At 45.6% G+C, this 22,362-nt stretch carries 19 protein-coding genes; 7 read left to right on the top strand and 12 right to left on the bottom strand.

The features are described from left to right. Nucleotide 1: 1 nt before the first annotated feature. The 5 genes from ruvA to glnE are packed head-to-tail and all read right to left on the bottom strand — an operon-like array spanning nt 2 to nt 5,686. Nucleotides 2-598: a Holliday junction branch migration protein RuvA gene (gene ruvA, locus OMP94_RS06665; RefSeq protein WP_266277484.1), complete on the bottom strand. Its 597-nt coding sequence runs from the start codon at nt 596-598 to the stop codon at nt 2-4. Then, nucleotides 595-1,131 carry a crossover junction endodeoxyribonuclease RuvC gene (gene ruvC / locus OMP94_RS06660; protein ID WP_266277482.1) on the bottom strand — a complete coding sequence of 179 codons (537 nt, stop codon included), beginning with the start codon at nt 1,129-1,131 and terminating at the stop codon, nt 595-597. The genes ruvA and ruvC overlap by 4 nt, the downstream gene beginning before the upstream one ends. Nucleotides 1,132-1,142: 11 nt before the next feature. Next, complete coding sequence (locus tag OMP94_RS06655; RefSeq protein WP_266277478.1) at nt 1,143-1,892, bottom strand: YebC/PmpR family DNA-binding transcriptional regulator; 750 nt, start codon at nt 1,890-1,892, stop codon at nt 1,143-1,145. 26 nt (nt 1,893-1,918) lie between these two features. Beyond that, nucleotides 1,919-2,848, bottom strand: coding sequence for a branched-chain amino acid transaminase (locus tag OMP94_RS06650; RefSeq protein WP_266277476.1), 930 nt, complete (start codon nt 2,846-2,848; stop codon nt 1,919-1,921). Nucleotides 2,849-2,872: 24 nt separating this feature from the next. After that, a complete protein-coding gene (gene glnE, locus OMP94_RS06645; RefSeq protein ID WP_266277474.1) occupies nt 2,873-5,686 on the bottom strand; it encodes a bifunctional [glutamate--ammonia ligase]-adenylyl-L-tyrosine phosphorylase/[glutamate--ammonia-ligase] adenylyltransferase in 2,814 nt (937 codons plus the stop codon). A gap of 182 nt (nt 5,687-5,868) precedes the next feature. Between glnE and OMP94_RS06640 the strand changes: the two genes are divergently transcribed. Then, nucleotides 5,869-6,489 carry an alternative oxidase gene (locus OMP94_RS06640; RefSeq protein WP_266277472.1) on the top strand — a complete coding sequence of 207 codons (621 nt, stop codon included), beginning with the start codon at nt 5,869-5,871 and terminating at the stop codon, nt 6,487-6,489. A 56-nt stretch (nt 6,490-6,545) separates the two neighbouring features. Beyond that, the gene (locus OMP94_RS06635) at nt 6,546-6,908 is read left to right on the top strand and encodes a DUF6164 family protein (protein WP_266277470.1); all 363 of its coding nucleotides are present in this window, start codon (nt 6,546-6,548) and stop codon (nt 6,906-6,908) included. Here OMP94_RS06635 and OMP94_RS06630 read toward each other — a convergent pair. The 4 genes from OMP94_RS06630 to OMP94_RS06615 form a co-directional block, all read right to left on the bottom strand. Further along, the gene (locus OMP94_RS06630; RefSeq protein ID WP_266277468.1) at nt 6,905-9,136 is read right to left on the bottom strand and encodes a heavy metal translocating P-type ATPase; all 2,232 of its coding nucleotides are present in this window, start codon (nt 9,134-9,136) and stop codon (nt 6,905-6,907) included. The two genes, OMP94_RS06635 and OMP94_RS06630, sit on opposite strands and share 4 nt — an antisense overlap. A gap of 128 nt (nt 9,137-9,264) precedes the next feature. Beyond that, complete coding sequence (gene groL / locus OMP94_RS06625; RefSeq protein ID WP_266277466.1) at nt 9,265-10,893, bottom strand: chaperonin GroEL; 1,629 nt, start codon at nt 10,891-10,893, stop codon at nt 9,265-9,267. Nucleotides 10,894-10,941: 48 nt separating this feature from the next. Then, nucleotides 10,942-11,232, bottom strand: a complete 291-nt coding sequence (gene groES, locus OMP94_RS06620; RefSeq protein WP_266277464.1) for a co-chaperone GroES — start codon at nt 11,230-11,232, stop codon at nt 10,942-10,944. Nucleotides 11,233-11,342: 110 nt separating this feature from the next. Continuing rightward, complete coding sequence (locus tag OMP94_RS06615; protein WP_266277462.1) at nt 11,343-11,795, bottom strand: FxsA family protein; 453 nt, start codon at nt 11,793-11,795, stop codon at nt 11,343-11,345. Between the two features lie 230 nt (nt 11,796-12,025). On the opposite strand from OMP94_RS06615, the gene OMP94_RS06610 reads away from it, so the two are divergent. Further along, nucleotides 12,026-13,435, top strand: coding sequence for an OprO/OprP family phosphate-selective porin (locus OMP94_RS06610; protein ID WP_266277460.1), 1,410 nt, complete (start codon nt 12,026-12,028; stop codon nt 13,433-13,435). A 79-nt stretch (nt 13,436-13,514) separates the two neighbouring features. Next, nucleotides 13,515-15,317 carry a GGDEF domain-containing protein gene (locus OMP94_RS06605; RefSeq protein ID WP_266277458.1) on the top strand — a complete coding sequence of 601 codons (1,803 nt, stop codon included), beginning with the start codon at nt 13,515-13,517 and terminating at the stop codon, nt 15,315-15,317. A gap of 3 nt (nt 15,318-15,320) precedes the next feature. Here OMP94_RS06605 and OMP94_RS06600 read toward each other — a convergent pair whose 3' ends face one another. Then, on the bottom strand, nt 15,321-15,746 hold the full coding sequence (locus tag OMP94_RS06600) for an arsenate reductase ArsC (RefSeq protein WP_266277512.1): 426 nt from the start codon (nt 15,744-15,746) through the stop codon (nt 15,321-15,323). Between the two features lie 180 nt (nt 15,747-15,926). Between OMP94_RS06600 and OMP94_RS06595 the strand changes: the two genes are divergently transcribed. Both OMP94_RS06595 and OMP94_RS06590 read left to right on the top strand, forming a co-directional pair. Then, nucleotides 15,927-16,610 (top strand): TIGR04211 family SH3 domain-containing protein, encoded by a 684-nt coding sequence (locus OMP94_RS06595; RefSeq protein ID WP_266277456.1) that lies wholly within the window; start codon nt 15,927-15,929, stop codon nt 16,608-16,610. Nucleotides 16,611-16,729: 119 nt separating this feature from the next. After that, nucleotides 16,730-18,514, top strand: a complete 1,785-nt coding sequence (locus OMP94_RS06590) for an ABC transporter ATP-binding protein (protein WP_266277454.1) — start codon at nt 16,730-16,732, stop codon at nt 18,512-18,514. 15 nt (nt 18,515-18,529) lie between these two features. Here OMP94_RS06590 and ilvD read toward each other — a convergent pair whose 3' ends face one another. Next, the gene (gene ilvD / locus OMP94_RS06585) at nt 18,530-20,383 is read right to left on the bottom strand and encodes a dihydroxy-acid dehydratase (RefSeq protein WP_266277451.1); all 1,854 of its coding nucleotides are present in this window, start codon (nt 20,381-20,383) and stop codon (nt 18,530-18,532) included. 113 nt (nt 20,384-20,496) lie between these two features. Between ilvD and argA the strand changes: the two genes are divergently transcribed. Continuing rightward, entirely contained in the window at nt 20,497-21,792 is a 1,296-nt protein-coding gene (gene argA / locus OMP94_RS06580; RefSeq protein WP_266277449.1) for an amino-acid N-acetyltransferase, read from the top strand. A gap of 22 nt (nt 21,793-21,814) precedes the next feature. On the opposite strand, the gene OMP94_RS06575 is transcribed toward argA, so the two are convergent. Then, a complete protein-coding gene (locus tag OMP94_RS06575; RefSeq protein ID WP_266277447.1) occupies nt 21,815-22,318 on the bottom strand; it encodes an RNA pyrophosphohydrolase in 504 nt (167 codons plus the stop codon). Between the last annotated feature and the right edge of the window lie 44 nt (nt 22,319-22,362).

The raw sequence follows: 22,362 nt of genomic DNA, 5'->3' as shown, positions 1-22,362 counted from the left end.
ATTAGCTTCTTTGTAAGGCCTGTCGGATAAGTTGTTCCGTGGTCATACCGTCGGCATTAATACTGCGAATCATTTTATCTGCCTCTGCTGCTTTATACCCTAATGCAACCAATGCTTCCGTTGCTTCGTTGCGCGCGCCAGAGCTACTCGGCATGGCTTGGGTAACACTGGTATCGAGTCCCATAGCACTGCCGACCTCTTTAAGACGATCACGCATTTCAATAATTAAGCGTTCAGCGGTTTTTTTACCAACACCTGGTAAACGTGTCAGGCTGGCTGTATCGCCTTCCTGCACACTTCGGGCAAAGGTATCGACATCGCTACCTGACAAAATGGTTAATGCTAACTTGGCACCCACACCATTTACTTTCAATAGGCTGCGAAATAACAAACGTTCTCGTGTTGTCGCAAAACCATATAGTAGTTGTGCATCTTCACGGACGACAAGGTGAGTATACAGACTGACGGCTTCGTTCAATGCGGGCAGGTTCACAAAAGTCGACATTGGCGCTGACAGTTCATAGCCAACACCTTGAACATCCAACACCAATTCTGGCGGTTGTTTTTCAATCAAAATTCCACTTAAACGTCCGATCATCGGCTGTAACGTCCTCCTCTACGTCGACTAGTGCGCATTCCTTCAGGGAGTTTACTGGCAATCCCCAAACTACTGTGATTGGCATGTGTGATAGCACAGGCTAATGCATCAGCCGCATCTTCTGCAGGTGGCTCAGCCAACTGAAGCATGACTGACATCATATACTGCACTTGGTCTTTTTTGGCGTGGCCATTTCCAACAACGGCTTTTTTGATTTGGGTCGCGGAGTATTCGTGAACGAGAAGATTATGATTCACCGCAGCACATATAGCGGCGCCACGGGCTTGGCCGAGTTTCAATGCTGAATCGGCATTTTTGTGTAAAAACACTTTTTCTATGGCCATGATCTCCGGCTGATATCGCTCGATAAGATCACTTAACCCATCAAAAATTTGCTTAAGACGGTCGGCAAAATCGCCATCACCGACCAATAAACGGCCGTTGATGACATGTTTTATTTGCCGTCCCTGTAACTCAATGATGCCAAAGCCGGTTTTGCGAGAGCCAGGATCAACACCAAGGATACGAGACATAATGGTGATGGCTAGCCTTGAAGCTCAGCCATCACTTCATCAGAGAAATCAGCATTTGAGTATACTTGTTGAACATCGTCCAACTCTTCAAATGCATCAATTAATGCGAGTGCTTTTTGTGCGTCTTCAACGTCAAGGCTGACAGTATTGTCTGGATGCATCGTGACTTCTGCAGACTGAGCCTCAAAACCGGCTGCATCCAAAGCATCTTTAACAGTTGAATATTCGTCGGCCGTTGTAAAGACATCAATCGAGCCATCATCGTTAGCAATGATATCTTCAGCGCCTGCTTCTAAAGCGACTTCCATGACACTGTCTTCATCCAGCCCCGGCGCAAAGCTAATAATGCCTTTTTGATTAAACATGAACGCAACGCAACCATCGGTACCCATATTGCCACCGCGTTTACTAAAGACATGACGAACTTCAGCAACGGTACGGTTACGGTTATCGGTCATGCAATCAACCATGATAGCGATACCATTTGGGCCGTAACCTTCATAGCGAACTTCTTCATAAGCCACACCTTCTAGCTCACCCGCACCACGCTTGCTCGCTCGCTCGATGACATCTTTAGTCATGTTACTGCCTAAAGCTTTATCAATCGCCGCCCGTAAACGCGGATTGGTCGCAGGATCACTACCGCCCATTCTGGCAGCAACGGTAATCTCACGAATCAGTCGGGTAAACAGCTTACCCCGTTTAGCGTCTTGAGCGCCTTTACGGTGCTGAATGTTTGCCCACTTACTATGACCTGCCATGTGTAACCTCTGTAAATCTCTATCTTTTAAACTAACGTATTCCAATCACGGTAGTATTCGCTACGACCATAAACTTGGTCGAAGTACATGCTCTGTAATTGCTCAGTAATTGGGCCACGGCTACCGTTACCAATTGGACGATTATCTAGTTCACGAATTGGCGTTACTTCAGCAGCAGTACCGGTGAAGAACGCTTCATCACAAATGTAAACTTCATCACGCGTAATACGTTTTTCAACCACTTTCAGGCCGATATCGTTAGCTAAACGAATAACTGTATCGCGCGTGATACCTTCTAGTGCTGACGTCAGTTCTGGTGTGTAAAGCACACCATCACGTACCATAAAGAAGTTTTCACCACTGCCTTCGGTTACAAAACCCTGCGCATCTAACAATAAAGCTTCGTCATAACCATCGTTAACGGCTTCTTGTAATGCCATCATCGAGTTCATGTAGTTACCATTTGCTTTGGCTTTACACATGGTGATGTTGACGTGATGTCGCGTGAATGAAGATGTCTTGATACGAATACCACGAGACATGTTTTCTTCACCTAAGTACGAACCCCAGTGCCATGCAGCAACCATAACGTGTGTATTAAGGTTATCAGCACGAATACCCATACCTTCTGAACCGTAAAAAACCATTGGGCGCAGGTAAGCTGACTCAAGGTTGTTTTCACGAACGACATCACGCTGTGCCTTGTTTAAGGTTTCAGCATCAAATGGCATTTTCATGCCCAAAATTTTGGCGCTACGGAACAAACGGTTGGTGTGTTCCTGTAAACGGAAAATTGCAGTACCAGCATCGGTTTTGTATGCGCGAACGCCTTCAAAACAGCCCATGCCGTAATGTAATGTATGGGTCAGGACATGGACTTTAGCCTCACGCCAAGGCACGAATTCGCCATCTAACCAGATAACGCCATCCCGATCTGCCATTGTTACTGCTGCCATAATTTTTTCCGTTATGTATTTAAATTAAGACTGACTTTCGCCAAGCCAGCGCTGCCAAATTGTTTGCACCTGTGGTCGGAAGTCATCAAGCATGGCGGCTGGCGCCAAAGTTGGTTGTTCTTGCAACACACAGTGGTTTGCTTCACTACGATAGAAACGGTAGGCATCTGCCAACACATCACGCTCCATTGCGGTCAGTTTACCGGTCGCAGCCAATGCATCCAAAATCCTGATATTATCGGTGTAAACCATCAATTCAGGCAAGTCTGCCGCCCAAGCCAACACCGCATATTGCACCAAAAACTCAATATCTGTGATGCCGCCAACACCCTGCTTTAAATCAAACAGCGTATCGGTCGATTTATCGAGCTGCTGACGCATTTTCTGGCGCATATCAGCGACTTCAACAGCCAGTGCAGCCGTATCACGTGACTTACCTAATACTTGCTGACGAATATCAGAAAATTTGCTGGCCAATGTTTGATCCCCCAAAACACAGCGTGCTCTAACCAGCGCCTGATGCTCCCAAGTCCAAGCCTCATTATGTTGATATTCGGCAAAGCCACTAAGCGGTGTTACCAATAACCCAGAATTACCACTAGGTCGCAAACGGGTATCAACTTCGTATAGGGCACCACCGGATGTTACCGTTGACATAACATGAATCATACGTTGTGCCAGCCGAGTATAAAACACCATTAAATCAACAGGTTTATCACCATTTGTATACCCCTCTCGGCTATCATCAAAAATGAACACTAAGTCCAAATCTGACCCATAACCAAGCTCTAATCCACCTAGCTTGCCATAAGCCAAAACGGCAAAACCACAATCAGATAAATCTTCTGCCACAGCTGCGGGTGGATGACCGTGCCGCTCAACAAGATATTGCCATGCTAGCTTTAACACCTGCTCCAACTGGATTTCAGCCAGCTCACTTAATTGATCGCCCACTTGCATCAGTGGCAGCACGCCAGTCACATCAGCGGCTGCGACATGCAAAGAAGCAATCTGCCGAAACTCCCGTAACCGGTTCATCTGTTGCTCTAGATCCCCTTCTTCAGCAGAAGCGAGATATTGGGCTAATCGTTGCGCCTGCTCTTGTCGATCAGGGACCTCATACAACGATCGTGGGTCTAACAGTTCATCCAGCAATAATGGGTAGCGTGCTAACTGATGACTGATAAGTGGGCTGGCAGCAGCTAACTTAATCAACTGTGACAATGCCAACGGATTTTCCACCAGCAAAGCAATGTAGGCCGAACGGCGCATAATGGCTTCTAGTAATGGCATCAGTCTAGCCAAACAAGCATCAGGATGTTCGGTGCCCGCCGCTGCCTGTACTAACAACGGCAGTAGCTTTTTCAAGCGGTTACGGCCAGTCCCACTTAAATTTCGACACGCATGACCATTAAGCAACTTATCCAGCGTCTCGAGTGTGGCCTCGGGATCTTGGTAACCACAGTTTTGTAGATACCTTAATTTTTCAGTTTCACTAGCAGTTAATAATGAAATCGCATCTTCAGGCTCATCATCCGCCTGCGGTGCAGTTAACAGCTGTTGGAAATGTTCATGAACTTGCTGGCGATGATCTTCGAGCACAGCTAAAAAACTTAGCCAGCTATCAAAGCCCATCATCTTAGCTAAACGCTGACGACCTTCATCATCTTGTGGCAATAAGTGTGTTTGCTGATCGGCATAAGCCTGAATTCGATGTTCAGCACGTCTCAAAAAGTCGTAAGCATTTTTTAAAGCCTGAACGGCATATTTGGACAATAAATTACGTTCGGCAAGCAAAGTCAAAATGGTCAAAATTGGTCGTTGTTGTAGTGGCTTATCACGGCCACCATAAATCAACTGAAAAATCTGGCCGATAAACTCAATTTCGCGAATACCACCAGCACCCAACTTGATATTGTCTTCCATACCTTTGGTATGAAGTTGCCCAGCGATCATGGACTTCATTTCACGCAGCGAATCAAACATGCCGTAATCAAGATAGCGTCGATAAACAAATGGTCGCAGTAACTCACTAATACCTTTACGTGCAGCCTCACTGCCTGTAATCGGTCGCGCCTTGATCATGGCATAACGTTCCCACTCACGACCTTGCGTCTGGTAATACTCTTCCATCGCATCAAAGCTCGCGACCAAAGCACCACTGTCGCCGAACGGCCGTAAACGCATATCCACACGAAAAACAAAACCATCGGCGGTGACGTTGTCTAAAGCCTGAATTAACTTTCGGCCAAGTCTCACAAAGAATTCTTCGTGGGTTAAATTACGACGGCCACCTTGTGTCTCACCATCTTCGTAGTAACAAAAAATAAGGTCGATATCAGATGAAAGGTTGAGCTCCCCGGCACCTAGTTTTCCCATACCAAGGACAACAAGCTGTTGTGCCTGCCCCTGACTATCGAATGGTGTGCCATGCACCTCTATTTGCCATTGATACAAAACATCTAAAGTAATACTGATACAAGCATCAGCCAGTGCTGATAAATCTCTCGTTGTCTCAGCCAGATCTGACCAACCGGCTAAATCACGCCAGATAATTCGCACCATATGGCGATGGCGAAACAAACGTAACTGACGATGCAGACTTACCTCATCCGTAACTGATTGGAGCTGCTCTTTAAGTTGATCTGATAGGGTTACATCGTCAAACACACGCTCAATATCACCACTCTCCAACAATGCTTTGAGAATGTCGGGTTTTCGCTCACCTTGCTGCACAACATAATCACTGCCAGCCAGCACCGTACGAGCGCTGTCAGCCATCGTCGGGTGCGCTTGTAAAATATTTTGCCAGTTTTCCGAAAAGACCTTGTCCTGCATCTTGCCCTCATTGCCAAGTGGTGATGACTAAAAAGTATTTGTTGTATGGCAGCTTAAACTACCAGAAGCCAGAAATCAGCGCGAAACAATCCTTTTCATTTGTTTGAAAATGGCTTGTCTGCCTATCTGAAAATTGCGTATGCTCAGCACATAGTTCATGCCTAGCAAATCTTGGAGTACCCATGTCAGCCGATTCTTATCAACACCCACACCACGAGCCAACCTGCTTTTCTGACCGTGTGGCCTATCGCGTGGTGAAATTCATGCGCTTTTTTGCTGACGTGTTTTTTTCAGGCCGATATGGTCATCGTGCTGTCGTATTAGAAACCGTGGCAGCCGTGCCGGGTATGGTTGGCGGCGCTTTACAACACCTTCGGTCTTTACGCCGCATGGAGCAAGATAATGGCTGGATACATACTTTATTAGAAGAAGCCGAAAACGAACGCATGCATTTATTAACCTTCATTCATATTGCCCAACCTAGCTGGCTGGAGCGAATGATCGTCATCATTGCGCAAGGCGTTTTCTATAACTTATTTTTCTTACTGTATTTATGCTCTTCTCGGGTTGCACACCGTATTGTTGGTTATCTTGAAGAAGAAGCCGTTTATAGCTATACCGAATACCTTAGCGGGGTTGATAACGGTACCTATGACAATATTCCAGCACCACAAATTGCTATAGATTACTGGCAGTTACCCAGTGACGCGCGACTTCGTGATATTATTTTGGTTGTGCGCGATGATGAAGCTGGCCATCGCGATGTAAACCATAATTTTGCGAATATTTTGCAAGATCAGTGAGCCAATAAATGGCTTAGCCACACCAACACATTGACGCTGTTAGACAAGGAAGCAAAATGGCGACATTACTTTACCGATTAAATGACGTTCCTGAAGACGAGGCCGATGATATTCGGCAACTTCTCAATGAAAAGGGACTCGAGTATTACGAAACCCATGGCGGATTTTTTGGCTTAGGCGTTGCCGCGATTTGGCTAACCAATGACAATCAACTGTTATTAGCCAAAGCCGTTATTGACGAATATCAAGCCAATCGCGCCATTATTCAACGACAGCATTATGATGAGCTTCGCGCTAATGGTGAGATACCAGGTTTTGGTCAAGCGATTTTGCAACACCCATTCCGCTTCGTTGGCATTATTTTGTTAGTGTGTTTTGTCTTGTTACTAACCTTACTACCGTTTTGGAATACTTTTTAAGCATGACCAAATCGATTTAAACGTAACGCATTACTCACCACAAACACGCTTGATAATGCCATTGCTGCGGCACCTAATATGGGTGACAGCAATATGCCAAATGATGGATAAAGCACACCAGCCGCAACCGGGATTAATGCCGCGTTATACGCAAACGCCCAGAACAAGTTTTGTTTGATATTTCGCATTGTTACTTGCGCCAAACCAATCGCTTTGACTGCTGCTGCCAAGTCGCCTTTTATTAACACCACATCGGCACTCTCAATGGCGATATCGGTGCCATTACCCATCGCAATGCCAACATCAGCTTTCGCTAAAGCGGGCGCATCATTAATACCATCACCCAGATAAGCGACTTTATGCCCTTGCGATTGTAATTTCGCAATTTGCTCAGCTTTGTCGCTCGGCATGACTTCCGCATAAACTTGGTCGATAGCCAACTCTTTGGCAACGACCTCAGCAGTAGCTTTGTGATCCCCAGTCAACATCGCAATTTGGAAACCTCGTTCATGCAGCTGTTGAATAGCCGTCGCACTAGTCGATTTAACAGTATCAGCCACAGCAACCAAGGCCACCGCTTCATCATCTACAGTGACGTATAAAGGGGTTTTAGCAGATGCTGCCAGTTGCTGAGCTTGTTCACGTAAATCTGCAATGACATTCGCATCAAAAGCTCGAGCAGCACCGATGCGGATTGTCTTACCCTCGACCTCACCGCTTATGCCCTCGCCGGGTGATGTCTGAACATTAGTTACAGCTTGTAAATCGATAGCGCGTGTTTGGGCGTGGTTTACAATAGCCAAAGCAAGCGGATGCTCTGAATAACTCTCGATAGAAGCAATCCATGTCAGCACGGTATTTTCGCTATAACCATCTATGACAACAAAATCTGTCACCTTTGGCTTTCCCTCAGTCAAAGTACCAGTTTTATCTAACACGATCGTATCGACCTGCTGTAGATGCTGGAGCGCTTCGCCATGCCGAAACAACACACCTAACTGTGCGGCCCGCCCTGTCGCCACAGTTATTGAAACCGGCGTTGCCAATCCCATTGCACAAGGACAAGCAATAATTAACACCGCTACCGCATTTACTAATGCAAAGCTAAAAGCAGGTTCTGGCCCTAACCACCACCAGATGCCAAGTGTTATTAACGCTAAAAGCATGACCGCAGGAACAAACAAAGCCGTCACTTTATCCACTAATGCCTGCACAGGCAGCTTACTGCCCTGCGCTGCTTCAACCATGGCGATGATTTGGGACAATAAGGTTTCCTGACCTGTATGGGTCACGCTAACGGTTAATGAACCAGATTGATTAAGGGTTGCACCAATAACCTTATCACCCGCTTTCTTACTAACAGCAACAGGTTCTCCTGTCACCATTGATTCATCGATATAACCACTACCATCAGTTACTTCGCCATCCAGTGGAATTTTTTCACCCGGTCGAACCAGCACAATATCGCCCACATTAAGCGTATCGACGGCGACATCCTGAGGTTGACCATTAACCAAACGTCTTGCCGTTTTAACTTGTAAATCCAGCAGGTGACGTATGGCCTGATTACTGCGGCCTTTTGCACCCGCCTCTAGTAACCGCCCCAATAAAATTAGTACGACAATCACCACTGCCGCTTCAAAATAAACATTCACACTGCCAGCAGGTAATATTGCTGGTGAAAAAGTTGCGACAGAAGAATATGCCCAAGCAGCTGAAGTGCCCAAAGCCACCAAAGCATTCATTTCTGGTGCTGCCCGTAACATGGCTGGAATACCCGTTTTGAAAAAGCGCCAGCCTGGCCCAAACAGCACAGCTGTCGTTAAAACAAATTGCACTATCCAGTTGCCTTGCTGCCCCAAGACGCTGTTAAGCCACATATGCCAAGGGTGATAAAGATGCCCTCCCATCTCCATAACCACCACAGGCAAAGCCAAGACCAATGCGATAATAAGATCGCGTTTTAACTTCGCGTAGGCTTTGGCTTGCTGTACGGCAGGATCTGTATCTTTATTGAATAACTGATAACCAGACTTTTCAAGCGCATCATGAAGCGCTTGCCAAAGTTCAGCGTCCTCGCGTGTTATCTCTAATCTAGCTGACTGCTTGGCTAGATTTACATTCGCTTTATCAACACCAGCCACCCCTAACAGCGCACTTTCAACACGACTGACACAAGATGCGCAGTGCATACCTTCAACATTTATATTGAGAGACTGTTTGGCCATAAACTGTCCTTTGCCTAATTAAGCTTAAGCTTAACACTCAACGGCTGATGTGGTGCTTGGCTGGAAATAAAAAAGCCCCGACAAATATGCCGGGGCTTTTGGGTAAAGCTTGAACAATAAGTTCAGGCTTACATCATACCGCCCATGCCGCCCATGTCAGGCATTGCAGGAGCGTCTTCTTTCGGCAATTCAGCGATCATTGCTTCAGTAGTCAACATCAGACCAGCAACTGAACCCGCATTTTGTAATGCAGTACGCGTTACTTTTGTTGGGTCCAAAATACCCATTTCAATCATATCGCCATATTGACCTGTTGCCGCATTGTAACCGTAGTTACCTGTACCACCAGCAACTTCATTCAGAACAACTGACGCTTCATCACCACAGTTTGTAACGATTTGACGTAATGGCTCTTGCATTGCACGACGAGCAATACCAATACCAGCGTCTTGATCTAAGTTGTCACCCTTCAGGGTGCCCAGGTTCATTTCAGCACGAACCAATGCAACACCACCACCAGCAACAACACCTTCTTCAACCGCAGCACGAGTAGCATGCAACGCGTCTTCTACACGTGCTTTCTTCTCTTTCATTTCGATTTCAGAACCGGCACCAACACGGATAACCGCAACACCACCAGCCAGTTTCGCAACGCGCTCTTGCAGTTTTTCTTTATCGTAGTCAGATGAAGACTCAGCGATCTGTGCACGAATTTGATCAACACGAGCAGTGATTTCATCAGCACGGCCAGCACCATCAATGATAGTTGTGCTTTCTTTGCTAACAGTGATTTTCTTCGCTTGACCTAAGTCATCCAGAGTCACTTTTTCAAGGCTCAGACCAACTTCTTCAGAAATAACCGTACCGCCAGTCAGAACCGCGATATCTTCTAACATTGCTTTACGACGGTCACCAAAGCCTGGCGCTTTGACTGCACAAACTTTAACGATACCGCGCATGTTGTTCACAACTAAAGTTGCTAATGCTTCACCTTCAACGTCTTCTGAAACGATCAACAGTGGACGGCTTGATTTAGCGACTGCTTCCAGAACTGGCAGCAGTTCACGGATGTTTGAGATTTTTTTGTCAAACAACAGAACAAACGGATCTTCAAGATTCGCAGTCATCGTTTGTTGTTCATTAACAAAGTATGGTGATTGGTAACCACGGTCGAATTGCATACCTTCAACAACGTCGAGTTCGTTTTCAAAACCACGACCGTCTTCAACGGTAATAACACCTTCTTTACCAACTTTTTGCATTGCTTCAGCGATGATGTCACCAACTGATTTATCAGAGTTAGCAGAGATAGTACCTACTTGGGCAATCGCTTTGTCATCATCACATGGAGAAGACATTTTTTTCAGCTCTTCAACAGCAGCTTGAACGGCTTTGTCGATGCCGCGCTTCAGATCCATTGGGTTCATACCCGCAGTGACTGATTTCATACCTTCACGCAGAATTGCTTGTGCTAAAACTGTCGCAGTTGTAGTACCGTCACCAGCAGCATCAGAAGTGTGAGAAGCTACTTCTTTAACCATTTGGGCACCCATGTTTTCAAACTTGTCTTCCAGTTCAATTTCTTTCGCAACTGAAACACCGTCTTTGGTCACGGTTGGGGCGCCGTAGCTTTTATCTAAAACAACATTACGGCCTTTAGGACCTAATGTTACTTTTACCGCGTTGGCCAGCGTGTTAACGCCTTTGACCATTAGTTGACGGGCATCAGCACCAAATTTGACTTCTTTAGCAGCCATGTTTGTTCCTCTTAAATACTTCGTTTAATCGTTAATCGGGGGAAAGGTTTATGCGTCAATAACCGCGACGATATCGTCTTCGCGCATGACCAACAGCTCTTCGCCTTCGACTTTGACTTCCGTACCGGCATACTTGCCAAACAGTACTTTGTCGCCGACTTTAACGGCCAGAGGGCGAACTTCGCCTGAATCGGTAATTTTGCCAGCGCCTGCAGCAAGGATTTCGCCACGCGATGGCTTTTCTGCTGCATTGTCAGGAATGACAATACCACCGGCAGTAGTGGTTTCTTCTTCCATGCGACGAACAATCACACGATCATGAAGTGGACGAAGGTTCATTGGTTTTATCCTCCAAAAAAATAATAAAAGTTATTCAGTGAAAAGCTTGAACCCCAGTAATGGGGCTATTTCAATCGAATTCAAGAGTTGTAATCAAAAAATTTTACGAGTTAGCGAAGATGACGATTCTCATCATCCTCGACAACCTCCCCTTCAATCACATCATCAGATGTTGAACGGTAGCGTTGGTTAGTACGACTGCGAAACACCATTTTGCTATTGGCAATAATCGGCATCAGTAAGCTACGTCGCAAACGGGGTATTAATAAAGCAAACCCAATCGCATCAGTAACAAACCCAGGTATCAGCAGTAAGAAACCACTAATAAATAAAGCAGCGCCCTCTAACATTTCCATTGCTGGTGGCTGCCCTTGCTGCATCGCAAGCTGTGCTCTATGCAAAGTTTGTAGCCCCTGCAACCTCACCAAATAGGCACCAAGCACTGCCGTACCGATAACAAGTAATACGGTCCAACCAGCACCAATCACGTCGCCAACTTCGATCAAAACAAACAGCTCAACGATTGGGACGATTAAAAACAATAAAAAAAGTAACCGAAACATAAGGTAATCCTGATTACGTATCAGCCATATCAGATGGGGATGGAAAACCAAATCTCAAGCGCCTTCTCCGCCATTGTCGTTTGTTGCATGTAAACAACAAAAAAGCTGATTTGTTGCTTTGTAACACAACTGTCACACAACCTTCATCACGCTGAAACATTCGCGACTTAAGGTGTGCGGGTCTCGGAAGCAAACCGAACATGTTTAGTATTTAAATTGAGGATAGTCCTTTGAAATTAAAAACATCTGCACTTTTAATCGCTGGCGCCCTGATGGGTGCGGCAACATTGCCTGCACAGGCCAACAACGACTCTATGATGGATCTTCTGCAAGTTCTGCGTGACAAAGGCACTATCAGCGCTGAAGACTATCAATTGTTGAGCAACACAGTTGCTGCTGACAAAGAAGCCGCTGAAGCTGAAAAAGCTGAAATGAAACAAGAAGTGGCTGACGCTACTGCTAATATGCCTGTAATTGAAACAAACGGTAAACTGGTTGTTTCAGACAAAGAAGGTAATTGGGAATTCCAACCAATCGGCCGCGTCATGTGGGATGCGATTGATGCAGATGCTGATGACTTTGATGTCTACAGTGGCGACGGAGATTATAACGGCACAGAATTACGTCGTGCACGCTTGGGTTTCCAGGGCAAAATTTACAACATGGGTTATAAATTTGAAGCAGACTTTGCGGGCGGTGGCGCTTCAATAAAAGATGCTTATGTTAGCTACGGCAACAAACTCACTGATACCGTAAAATATGACATTAAGTTGGGTCAATCTCATATTCCATTTGGTTTGAATACGAAAATCAGCTCAAAATATATGAGTTTTATGGATCGCCCTCTTTTTGCTGATTCTGTAATTTCACCAGCACGTCAAAGTGGCGGTGTTGTATCTTTAAACGATAAAGACTACAAATGGCTATTTTCTGCTGGTTTAAGTGTTGGTGAGTTTGGCGATGATAATGATTTCCAAGACAAAGATGAAACTACAGAAGACGGTTCTGGCACTACATTTGCCATGCGCGGTTCCTTCTTACCTTATCAAGATGACAAGAATTTAATTCAAATTGGTGCCGGCTATCTTAATGTAAGTAGCAGAGATGAAGGCTTTAGTTTTAGTCAGCATTTAGTTGCCCACCCTGACCACACAAGCATCCGCTCAGGCTCAATTGGTGAAAACGAGTTTGATGGTTCAGATGCGTTCACTGTTGATGCTATGGGTATCTTCGGTTCATTTCATGCCATGGCGGAATATCTCGATTACTCTGCCGAAAGCAAGTTAGCCAATGCTGATATTGATATCAATGGCTACGCTATCGAAGCAGGTTACTTCCTGACTGGGGAATCGTTGAAGTGGAAGAAAGGTTACACATCAGGTATCTCACCTAAGTCAAAATATGGCGCTTGGCAAGTTGCAGCCCGCTTTGAGAGCCTCGAAATCGATAATGATGCTCTGAGCTACGATAATGAAGTTGATAAATTCACAATTGGTGTTAACTACTACCCAACAAAAAATACACGTTTGATGTTGAATTACGACAAAGTGACAAGCTGGGATGGTCAGAATGGTTTAGAAGCTGCAGGAGCTGACTCTGAACCTTCAGCTCTGAAATTCCGTGCACAAGCCTTCTGGTAGGCCTTAAGCGTTACTCTCTCCAACTTTGCCCCACCTTCTTAGGGTGGGGCTTTTTTTTGCCTGACAGTATGGCTAACAAATGACAAAAGAAGAGTTATTACAGTTCAACTCGCTCGAGGATATTTTGGCAACCGCTGCTCTAACGCCAATTTTTCAGCCCATCGTTTCCCTAAAAGATCACCAGATTTTTGGTTATGAAGCTCTGATCCGCGGGCCTTCTAACAGCTTGTTACATTCACCCGTTAATTTATTTGATGCAGCAAGTCGTCATGGTCGTTTGGCCGAATTAGATTTGTTGTGCCGTGAATTGGCGATTGCCCGTTTTGGTGAGCTGGGTCTAAACAGTAAGCTTTTTATCAACACGATACCCGCCGCGCTACTTCAACCAGAATATCCACACGGCTTAACGCTGCAATTTCTGAAAAAAGCCGGTATTGCAGCTGAAAATGTCGTCATTGAACTGACCGAACAATATCCCATTGATGATTACGATTTAATGCGTGAAGCGACACAGCACTATCGTGAAATGGGGTTCTCAATCGCCATTGATGATTTAGGTGCAGGCTATTCAGGCTTGCGCACTTGGTCAGAGCTCAAACCCGATTACGTCAAACTTGATCGACACTTCATGCAAAACATTCATGAAGATCGTCAAAAACGTCAGTTTGTCCAATCCATCATTGATATTGCCCAAGGTATTAACTGCCAAATCATCGGTGAAGGTGTGGAAGTACGGGGCGAATATGTCGCGGCGCAGACCATGGAAGTGAACTTTGCCCAAGGCTATTATTTTGCAAGGCCCAATGCACAACCACGTCGTGAGCTGGATGCCAGTCTATTTGCACGCAGACACGCACCAAACCTTGTCACCACAGGAAAGCCACGAGCCAGCACCTTAGTGAGTAGCCTATTGACTAACCTAAGTCCGGTTAAGGTTTATGACGATGTAAATACCGTTGGCGAGCGTTTCCAAAACAACGTGAAGTTAGCTGCAATTCCAGTCGTTAACGAAGATAACACTATTGCGGGTATGGTCTGGCGTGATGAATTTATGACTTTATACGCCAGCCGTTATGGCCGTGATTTACATGGTCGTAAACCAATCCACCTGTTTATGGATAGAGCACCTATGGTGGCTGAAGTCTCGTTACCACTTAAAAGCCTCAGTCAGCAGATCACAAGTCAAGACTCCACCCAGCAACATAGTGTATTTGTCATCACCGAATTGGGTTATTACCGTGGTGTGGGCAGTTTAATGGATCTGCTCAGGCAAATTACAGATATGCAATTAACCATCGCTCGTTATGCTAATCCACTAAGTGGCCTGCCTGGCAATGTGCCATTAAGTGAACACTTAAGCGAAGCTATCATGCAGCAGCGTGATGTCACCGTGTGTTATTTCGATTTGGATAACTTCAAACCCTATAACGATACTTATGGCTATAGCAAAGGTGACAAAGTCATTAGCAAAACTGCCCGTATTCTCAGCGAACTCATCAATCCTGAAATTGACTTCATCGGTCATGTTGGTGGTGATGACTTTATAATCGCGTTTGAAAGTCAGGACTGGGAAGCTCGCTGCGAACAAATTTTGTTGGCGTTCAGTGAAGTATTAAACGATTTGTATCAGACTCAACATTTGGAACAAGGTGGCATATCGGCACTAGACCGACATGGCCAACGCTTGTTCTATCCATTGTTAAGCCTCTCAATTGGCTCGGTGAGACTATTAGAGTTCGATAATATTCAAGATGAAGCCGACTTGGCGGAACATGCAAGCCAAGCAAAATCGGCTGCGAAGAAAATTGCGGGTAACAGCCTCTATCAATTGAAGCCTATGGACTGTCCATGCTGCAAACCAGTGGCGGCGGTACTGAACTAAGGTTTAGTGACCGTTAGCCACACTTTTTTCGGTTAATTGATTCAAAACATACTCAACACGCTGGCGTATCTTATCTCGCGTGGTGCGAAACTCCAGCAAAATTTCTTCTTCCGTACCGCGGTATTTAGCGGGATCTGTTAGTGGTAAATGAAGCCGTGCAGTGTGAGGGCTCACAACTGGGCATTGTTCTTCTGCGTTATCGCACAATGTCACCAATAAATCTGCCCACTCCAACATTTCACCATTCACACGAATAGATTCTTGCTGGGAAATATCGATGCCCTCTTCAGCCATCACTTTGATGGCACGCGCATTTTGACCGCGAGCTTCAATACCTGCTGAGCGAATATCAATATTGTCTGCCGCCAGTGCTCTCGCCCATCCTTCGGCCATTTGTGACCGGCAGGAATGGCCGGTGCATAAAAACATTACTCTTATCTTATCCATTTGCTTTTTGCCTTTTTTAACTGACGGCAGGGTAACAGCCGCATATGACAGACTGATGACCTTGCAATCGGTTCCCAATCAATTGTTTTGCTAGATAGTGCAGGATTTTAATAATCGTCATCTGCTAGAATTACTGGTTTGAAAAGCTATTCGGAAAGCCTTGTGAATAAATTCATTCTGCACTTGTTACTGCTGATCTTGCCACTATTTGCTAGCGGCGTCAGCGTCGCACAAACCACTCGCTACGTGTCTGATGAGCTGGAAATCACCATGCGAAATGGTAAAGGTCTAGAGTTTGGCATTCGTAAAATGCTCAAATCAGGTACACGCCTCGACGTATTAGAAAATGACGCAGATAGTGGCTACTCAAAAGTTCGTACTGGTGAAGGTCTTGAGGGCTGGGTGTTAACCCGCTACCTGAGCAATACCGGCAGTGCGCGCGATCGTTTAGCGGCAAGTGAGCAAAAGTTGGCTAATCTTGAAATCGAAATGGCCGCTTATAAAGATGAAATCGATCAGCTCAGTTCACAAAATGCCAATGCCGACGATCAAAATCTGTCTCTGAAAGAAACCTCACAACGTCTTCGTAAAGAATTAGATGATTTACGCCGTACAGCTTCAAGTGCAGTGGCGATTGAAAATGAAAACCGCCAATTGAAACAAAAACTGCAAGAAATGGATAGCCAAATTCAGGCGATTCAAATCGAGAATAATGCTCTACGTGATAACAGCGCCAAAAGTTGGTTTTTAGTCGGTGCTGGCGTTTTATTCGGTGGTCTGATTTTAGGTATTTTACTGCCTAAATTACGCTTACGCCGCAAAGATAGCTGGGGCGGTAGCTTTTAAACATTAAGCAATAACAGATTGGGCACGGTACGCTGACCGTGCTCAGTCATTGCAACACCACAAATTAGTCATTTCAGAGTACTCTTATTTAACTTCTTTCAGCGTAATCATTGAATCTTATGCAAGCTGACAACAGCTACCATCTTAGTGGCATTCTTAAACAAGCTTTTCGCTTCAAGAAACATCTTGTTAAGGCCAATATCATTGCTGTTTTAGCAACGATTTGCGCTGTTCCCGTTCCACTATTGTTACCATTGATGGTTGATGAAGTGTTACTCGATCAGCCGGGCACCTCTGTCGAATTCATTCAACAACTCACTCCTGAAGCTTGGCATGGGCCAATACTCTTTATTAGTGCGGTATTACTGCTGACGCTAATTTTGCGGATTGCCTCAGTATTGCTCAACGTTGTGCAATCTCGTTACTTCACGCTAATAGCAAAACGTATCACCTTTCGTATTCGACAAAGACTGATTAAACGATTAGGCCGTATCGCCATTAGTGAATATGAAAGCCGGGGTAGCGGCAGTATTGCCTCACATTTTGTAACTGACATTGAAGTACTTGATAACTTTATTGGCAATACCATCAGCCGGTTTTTGGTTGCCGTACTCAGCATTTTTGGTACGGCGTTAATCCTACTATTTTTACACTGGCAATTGGCATTGCTGATTTTGTTTATGAACCCACTGGTGATTTATTTCACTATGGTGGTCGGCAAGCACGTAAAACACCTGAAAAAACGCGAAAATAGTGCATTTGAAATCTTTCAGCAAAGTCTGACTGAAACGCTTGATGCTGTTGCCCAAGTCCGCGTGGCAAACCGAGAAAAACATTATCTACAACGGGTAATCGATAATGCTCGGCAAGTACGTAGTCATGCTGCGGAATATGCATGGAAAAGTGATGCCGCGAATCGTTTTTCTTTCCTGATTTTCCTATTTGGCTTTGATGTTTTTCGCGCTGTCAGCATGTTGATGGTGGTGTTTTCAGATCTCACCATCGGCCAAATGTTCGCCGTGTTTGGTTACCTTTGGTTCATGATGAGTCCGGTGCAAGAAATTTTGAATATTCAATATGCCTACTACGCTGCTGAAGCTGCTGTAGGTCGCTTGAATAAACTATTCGGGATGAAGGAAGAGCAACGCTACCCTGCCGAAATTAATCCGTTCATACCAGGCAAAGCCAGCAGTATTCGTGTGGAGAACTTACATTTTGCCTATCTACCCGGCGAGAAAATTCTAAATGGCGTGTCATTAGAAATAAAAGCAGGTGAGAAAGTGGCGCTGGTCGGCGCGAGTGGTGCGGGTAAATCAACCTTGGTGAACGTCTTATTAGGCATGTATCCAGCAGACCAAGGTATGGTCTATTTTGATGATCAGCCCGTCAGTAAAATTGGATTGGAAACGGTTCGTGAACATGTCGCAACCGTTTTACAAAGCCCTGCTTTATTTAACGATACGGTCCGACAAAATATATCAATGGGTCGCGATTACGATGATGCCGCCATTTGGCAGGCCATTGAAACTGCACAGCTAACTTCAGTTGTTGAGCAAATGCCTGAAAAATTGGACACCATGGTGGGGCGCGATGGTGTCAAACTGTCGGGTGGTCAACGGCAACGTTTAGCCATTGCTCGAATGGCGTTAGTTAATCCAAGTGTGGTGGTATTAGATGAAGCGACGTCTGCGCTTGATAGTGAAACCGAGTCACATCTCCATGATGCACTGGCAAACTATCTAAAAGACCGCACAACAATCATCATTGCGCATCGATTAAGTGCGGTCAGACAAGCTGACCGCATTATCGTATTTGATGGTGGCGAAATTATCGCTGATGGCGACCATGACAGCCTTATCCATCAGGATCAGATTTACCAAAAACTCTATGCTAGGCAAATCTGATACTTAACGTTGGGATTAACGGCGTTTCAGCTGTTCCAAATCACGAACTGCACCTTTTGATGCCGATGTCGTTAATGCAGCATACGCTTGTAATGCCAAACTAACCTGACGCTCACGGTTAACTGGCTTCCAAGCCATGTCGCCACGTTTTTCCATCTGTAAACGGCGATGTGCCAATTCTTCATCAGATACTGCAACAGCAATCTTACGGTTCGGGATATCGATTTCGATAATATCGCCTTCTTCTACCAAACCGATATTGCCACCCTCTGCTGCTTCTGGTGACGCATGACCAATTGATAAACCAGAAGTACCGCCTGAGAAACGACCATCTGTTAACAAGGCACATGCTTTACCCAAACCTTTCGACTTCAAGTAACTGGTTGGATACAGCATTTCCTGCATGCCCGGACCGCCTTTTGGTCCTTCATAACGGATGAGTACAACATCGCCCGCTTGAATTTGCTCAGTTAGGATGGCTGTTACAGCGGCATCTTGAGATTCAAAAATACGTGCAGGACCTGAGAACTTCAGGATCGATTCATCAACACCAGCAGTTTTAACAATACAACCTTCTTCAGCAATATTGCCGTAAAGTACGGCTAGACCACCGTCTTTACTGTAAGCATGCTCAAGATCACGGATACAGCCGTTTTCACGGTCAACATCAAGCTCTGGCCAACGGCAATCTTGACTAAATGCTTCCTGGGTTGGAATACCTGCAGGTCCAGCTAAATACATGTGTTTAGCCGCATCATCACCCGTGCGATTAATATCCCACTTGGCTAATGCATCCGCCAACGTTTTGCTATGTACCGTTGGTACATCGGTATTAAGCAAATTACCAGCAGCCAATTCAGACAAAATCGCCATGACACCACCAGCACGATGGACATCTTCCATATGGAATAAGGCTGTCGCAGGGGCAACTTTACATAGGTTAGGAATATGACGGGACATACGGTCAATATCGGCCATGGTGAAATCAACCTCACCTTCATTTGCCGCAGCTAATAAGTGTAAAACCGTATTGGTTGAGCCGCCCATCGCAATATCTAATGCGATAGCATTTTCAAACGCCGCTTTACTGGCAATGGCTCTTGGCAGCACATCAGCTTCATCATTTTCGTAATAACGTTTAGCCAAATCGACAACGCGACGACCAGCTTCTAAGAACAACTCACGACGATCGGCATGCGTTGCTAATAAAGAGCCATTACCCGGCAATGATAAACCTAACGCTTCTGTCAGACAGTTCATTGAGTTGGCCGTAAACATACCGGAACAACTACCGCAGGTTGGGCAAGCGCTACGCTCTACTTGGGCAACATCTTCATCGCTCACATTTTCATCAGCAGCTTGAACCATCGCATCAACAAGATCTAATTTGACGTCTTTACCAGCAAGCTTGGTTTTACCCGCTTCCATTGGTCCACCAGAAACGAACACAACTGGAATATTAAGACGCAAAGCGGCCATCAACATGCCCGGCGTAATTTTGTCGCAATTAGAAATACACACTAAGGCATCAGCACAGTGGGCATTAACCATATATTCGACTGAGTCGGCGATAATGTCGCGGGATGGCAAGCTGTACAACATACCGCCATGCCCCATCGCAATACCATCATCGACTGCGATAGTATTAAATTCTTTGGCAACGCCGCCGGCTTTCTCAATTTCGCGTGCAACCAGTTGGCCCATATCTTTTAAATGAACGTGGCCTGGTACGAACTGCGTAAAGGAGTTGGCAACAGCAATAATCGGCTTATTGAAATCGTCATCCTTCATACCAGTCGCACGCCACAGCGCACGCGCACCAGCCATATTACGGCCGGAGGTGGATGTTTTCGAACGATATTCAGGCATTTTTTGTCTCCGCTGTTTTTTGCGCGTGCAAAACCACCCGGTTTTGCACAAAATAAGCAATTAATTTTACACGCAACTTGGCAATCTTGCTGCGACTACGATACAAAGCACATATGGAATCTAAAGAAAACACACTAACAGATCAGCATTTTACAACCACAACGAGCTGGTTTCGTGCTGCTGCGCCTTATATTCATGCGCATGGTGGTGCAACGTTTGTGATTGCCTTTGATGGCGAAAGTATTGCTGATCAGGGCTTTGATAATTTGATTCACGACTTGGCGATCCTAAATAGTCTAGAGATTCGTTTAGTCTTAGTGTTTGGCGCGCGCCCACAAATTGAAGCGCATTGTCATACGCTCAACGTGCCGGTGCATTATCACAATGGCCTGCGCATCACCGATGATGCCAGCATGCAAATTGCCAGAAGTGTGATTGGTGATCTGCGTATCGCGATTGAAGCCAAACTGTCTGCGGGAATGCCCCAAACGCCGATGGCAGATGCGCGTATTCGTTGTGTCAGCGGTAATTGGGTTACAGCGAGACCAGCAGGCATTATTGATGGTGTTGATTTAGGTCATACCGGTGAAGTACGCCGGGTAGATAGCGTGGCCATTCACCAACAACTTGCCCAAGGCAATATGGTGGTAATTTCACCTCTGGGGTATTCCCTAACAGGTGAAATCTTTAACCTATCAGCCGATGCCATCGCCACGGCTGTCGCCGGTAGCTTACAAGCCGATAAGTTGATTTTCATTGGCCAGAGTAATGAAAATTTGCCGCGCGAAATTACCGTTAATCAAATCCATGAATTTAACCACCCGCTATTAAATGCTGCCAAAACGGCCTGTGAGCTGGGCGTTGATCGTGTGCATTTATTAGATAGGCAAATGGATGGGGCTTTGCTTCAAGAGTTATTTAGCCGTGATGGTGCAGGCACTTTGGTCAGTGCCACCTCATTCGAGACAACACGCCAAGCCAGTATCGATGACGTGGGCGGCATACTCGAATTACTTCAACCACTTGAAGCCAATGGCACGTTGGTGAAGCGGTCACGGGAATTATTAGAGCGGGAAATCGATCAGTTCACCGTAATGGAGCGTGATGGTTCTGTTGTTGCTTGTGCGGCGCTTTACCCATACCCAGAAAACAAAATGGCTGAACTTGCCTGTATGGCAGTTGCCAGTAATTACCGTAGCCAAGGTCGTGGAAAAAGACTGCTTTCTTATTTAGAGCAACGCGCCTTGCAAAATGGGTTGTCTGCGCTTTATGTACTAACCACTCAAACGGCACATTGGTTTATTGAGCATGGCTTTCAGCCATCCAATATCGCTGATTTACCGGTTGAGAAGCAGCAGCTTTATAACTTCCAGCGTAACTCGAAAGTCTTTAAAAAGCCGCTTAAATAGAAGACGTAACTTGGCTGCCGACTTATTTCGGTTTAACAACCAAACGTCGGTACTCAGGAAATAACAACGGCGCAAATTCGTGCAGCGCACGTTCATAGACGCGGCGTTTAAAAAAGACGATTTCTTCTACCGGTTTCCAGTAGTCAATCCAGCGCCAATCATCAAACTCAGGTTTTTCGTGTAAATCTAGTTTGACGTCTTCTTCGCTGCCGACAAAACGCATCAAAAACCAACGTTGTTTTTGGCCAATGCATAAAGGTTTATTGCCGTAACGTAAGTAACGCTTTGGTAGTCGGTATCTTAGCCAGCCACGTGACTGGGCTATCAGCTCGACGTGTTCCGGCCGCAAACCGACCTCTTCCGTCAATTCACGAAATGCAGCCTGCTCGGCAGTTTCATTTAATTTAATGCCGCCTTGGGGAAATTGCCACGAGTCATGTTGCGCACGTTGCGCCCACAACACTTTATTTTCATCATTAAAGATGATGATCCCCACGTTGGCCCTAAAGCCATCTTTGTCTATCACAGTGGTATCTCTCGCGGGACAGCCACTTGTGCTGCCCGCATTTT

This window comes from Methylophaga sp. OBS3 (assembly GCF_026319325.1).
Lineage (GTDB): Bacteria > Pseudomonadota > Gammaproteobacteria > Nitrosococcales > Methylophagaceae > Methylophaga.
This window is presented reverse-complemented; position numbering and strand designations above follow the sequence as displayed.

Bases quoted from the DNA above. Each gene is read 5' to 3' on its own strand.
- groL (WP_266277466.1), bottom strand. From the start codon at position 10,893: ATGGCTGCTAAAGAAGTCAAATTTGGTGCTGATGCCCGTCAACTAATG.
- OMP94_RS06655 (WP_266277478.1), bottom strand. From the start codon at position 1,892: ATGGCAGGTCATAGTAAGTGGGCAAACATTCAGCACCGTAAAGGCGCT.
- ruvA (WP_266277484.1), bottom strand. From the start codon at position 598: ATGATCGGACGTTTAAGTGGAATTTTGATTGAAAAACAACCGCCAGAA.
- OMP94_RS06600 (WP_266277512.1), bottom strand. From the start codon at position 15,746: ATGTTTTTATGCACCGGCCATTCCTGCCGGTCACAAATGGCCGAAGGA.
- OMP94_RS06590 (WP_266277454.1), top strand. From the start codon at position 16,730: ATGCAAGCTGACAACAGCTACCATCTTAGTGGCATTCTTAAACAAGCT.
- glnE (WP_266277474.1), bottom strand. From the start codon at position 5,686: ATGCAGGACAAGGTCTTTTCGGAAAACTGGCAAAATATTTTACAAGCG.
- OMP94_RS06635 (WP_266277470.1), top strand. From the start codon at position 6,546: ATGGCGACATTACTTTACCGATTAAATGACGTTCCTGAAGACGAGGCC.
- OMP94_RS06605 (WP_266277458.1), top strand. From the start codon at position 13,515: ATGACAAAAGAAGAGTTATTACAGTTCAACTCGCTCGAGGATATTTTG.
- ruvC (WP_266277482.1), bottom strand. From the start codon at position 1,131: ATGTCTCGTATCCTTGGTGTTGATCCTGGCTCTCGCAAAACCGGCTTT.
- OMP94_RS06615 (WP_266277462.1), bottom strand. From the start codon at position 11,795: ATGTTTCGGTTACTTTTTTTATTGTTTTTAATCGTCCCAATCGTTGAG.
- OMP94_RS06650 (WP_266277476.1), bottom strand. From the start codon at position 2,848: ATGGCAGCAGTAACAATGGCAGATCGGGATGGCGTTATCTGGTTAGAT.
- OMP94_RS06640 (WP_266277472.1), top strand. From the start codon at position 5,869: ATGTCAGCCGATTCTTATCAACACCCACACCACGAGCCAACCTGCTTT.
- OMP94_RS06630 (WP_266277468.1), bottom strand. From the start codon at position 9,136: ATGGCCAAACAGTCTCTCAATATAAATGTTGAAGGTATGCACTGCGCA.
- groES (WP_266277464.1), bottom strand. From the start codon at position 11,232: ATGAACCTTCGTCCACTTCATGATCGTGTGATTGTTCGTCGCATGGAA.
- argA (WP_266277449.1), top strand. From the start codon at position 20,497: ATGGAATCTAAAGAAAACACACTAACAGATCAGCATTTTACAACCACA.
- ilvD (WP_266277451.1), bottom strand. From the start codon at position 20,383: ATGCCTGAATATCGTTCGAAAACATCCACCTCCGGCCGTAATATGGCT.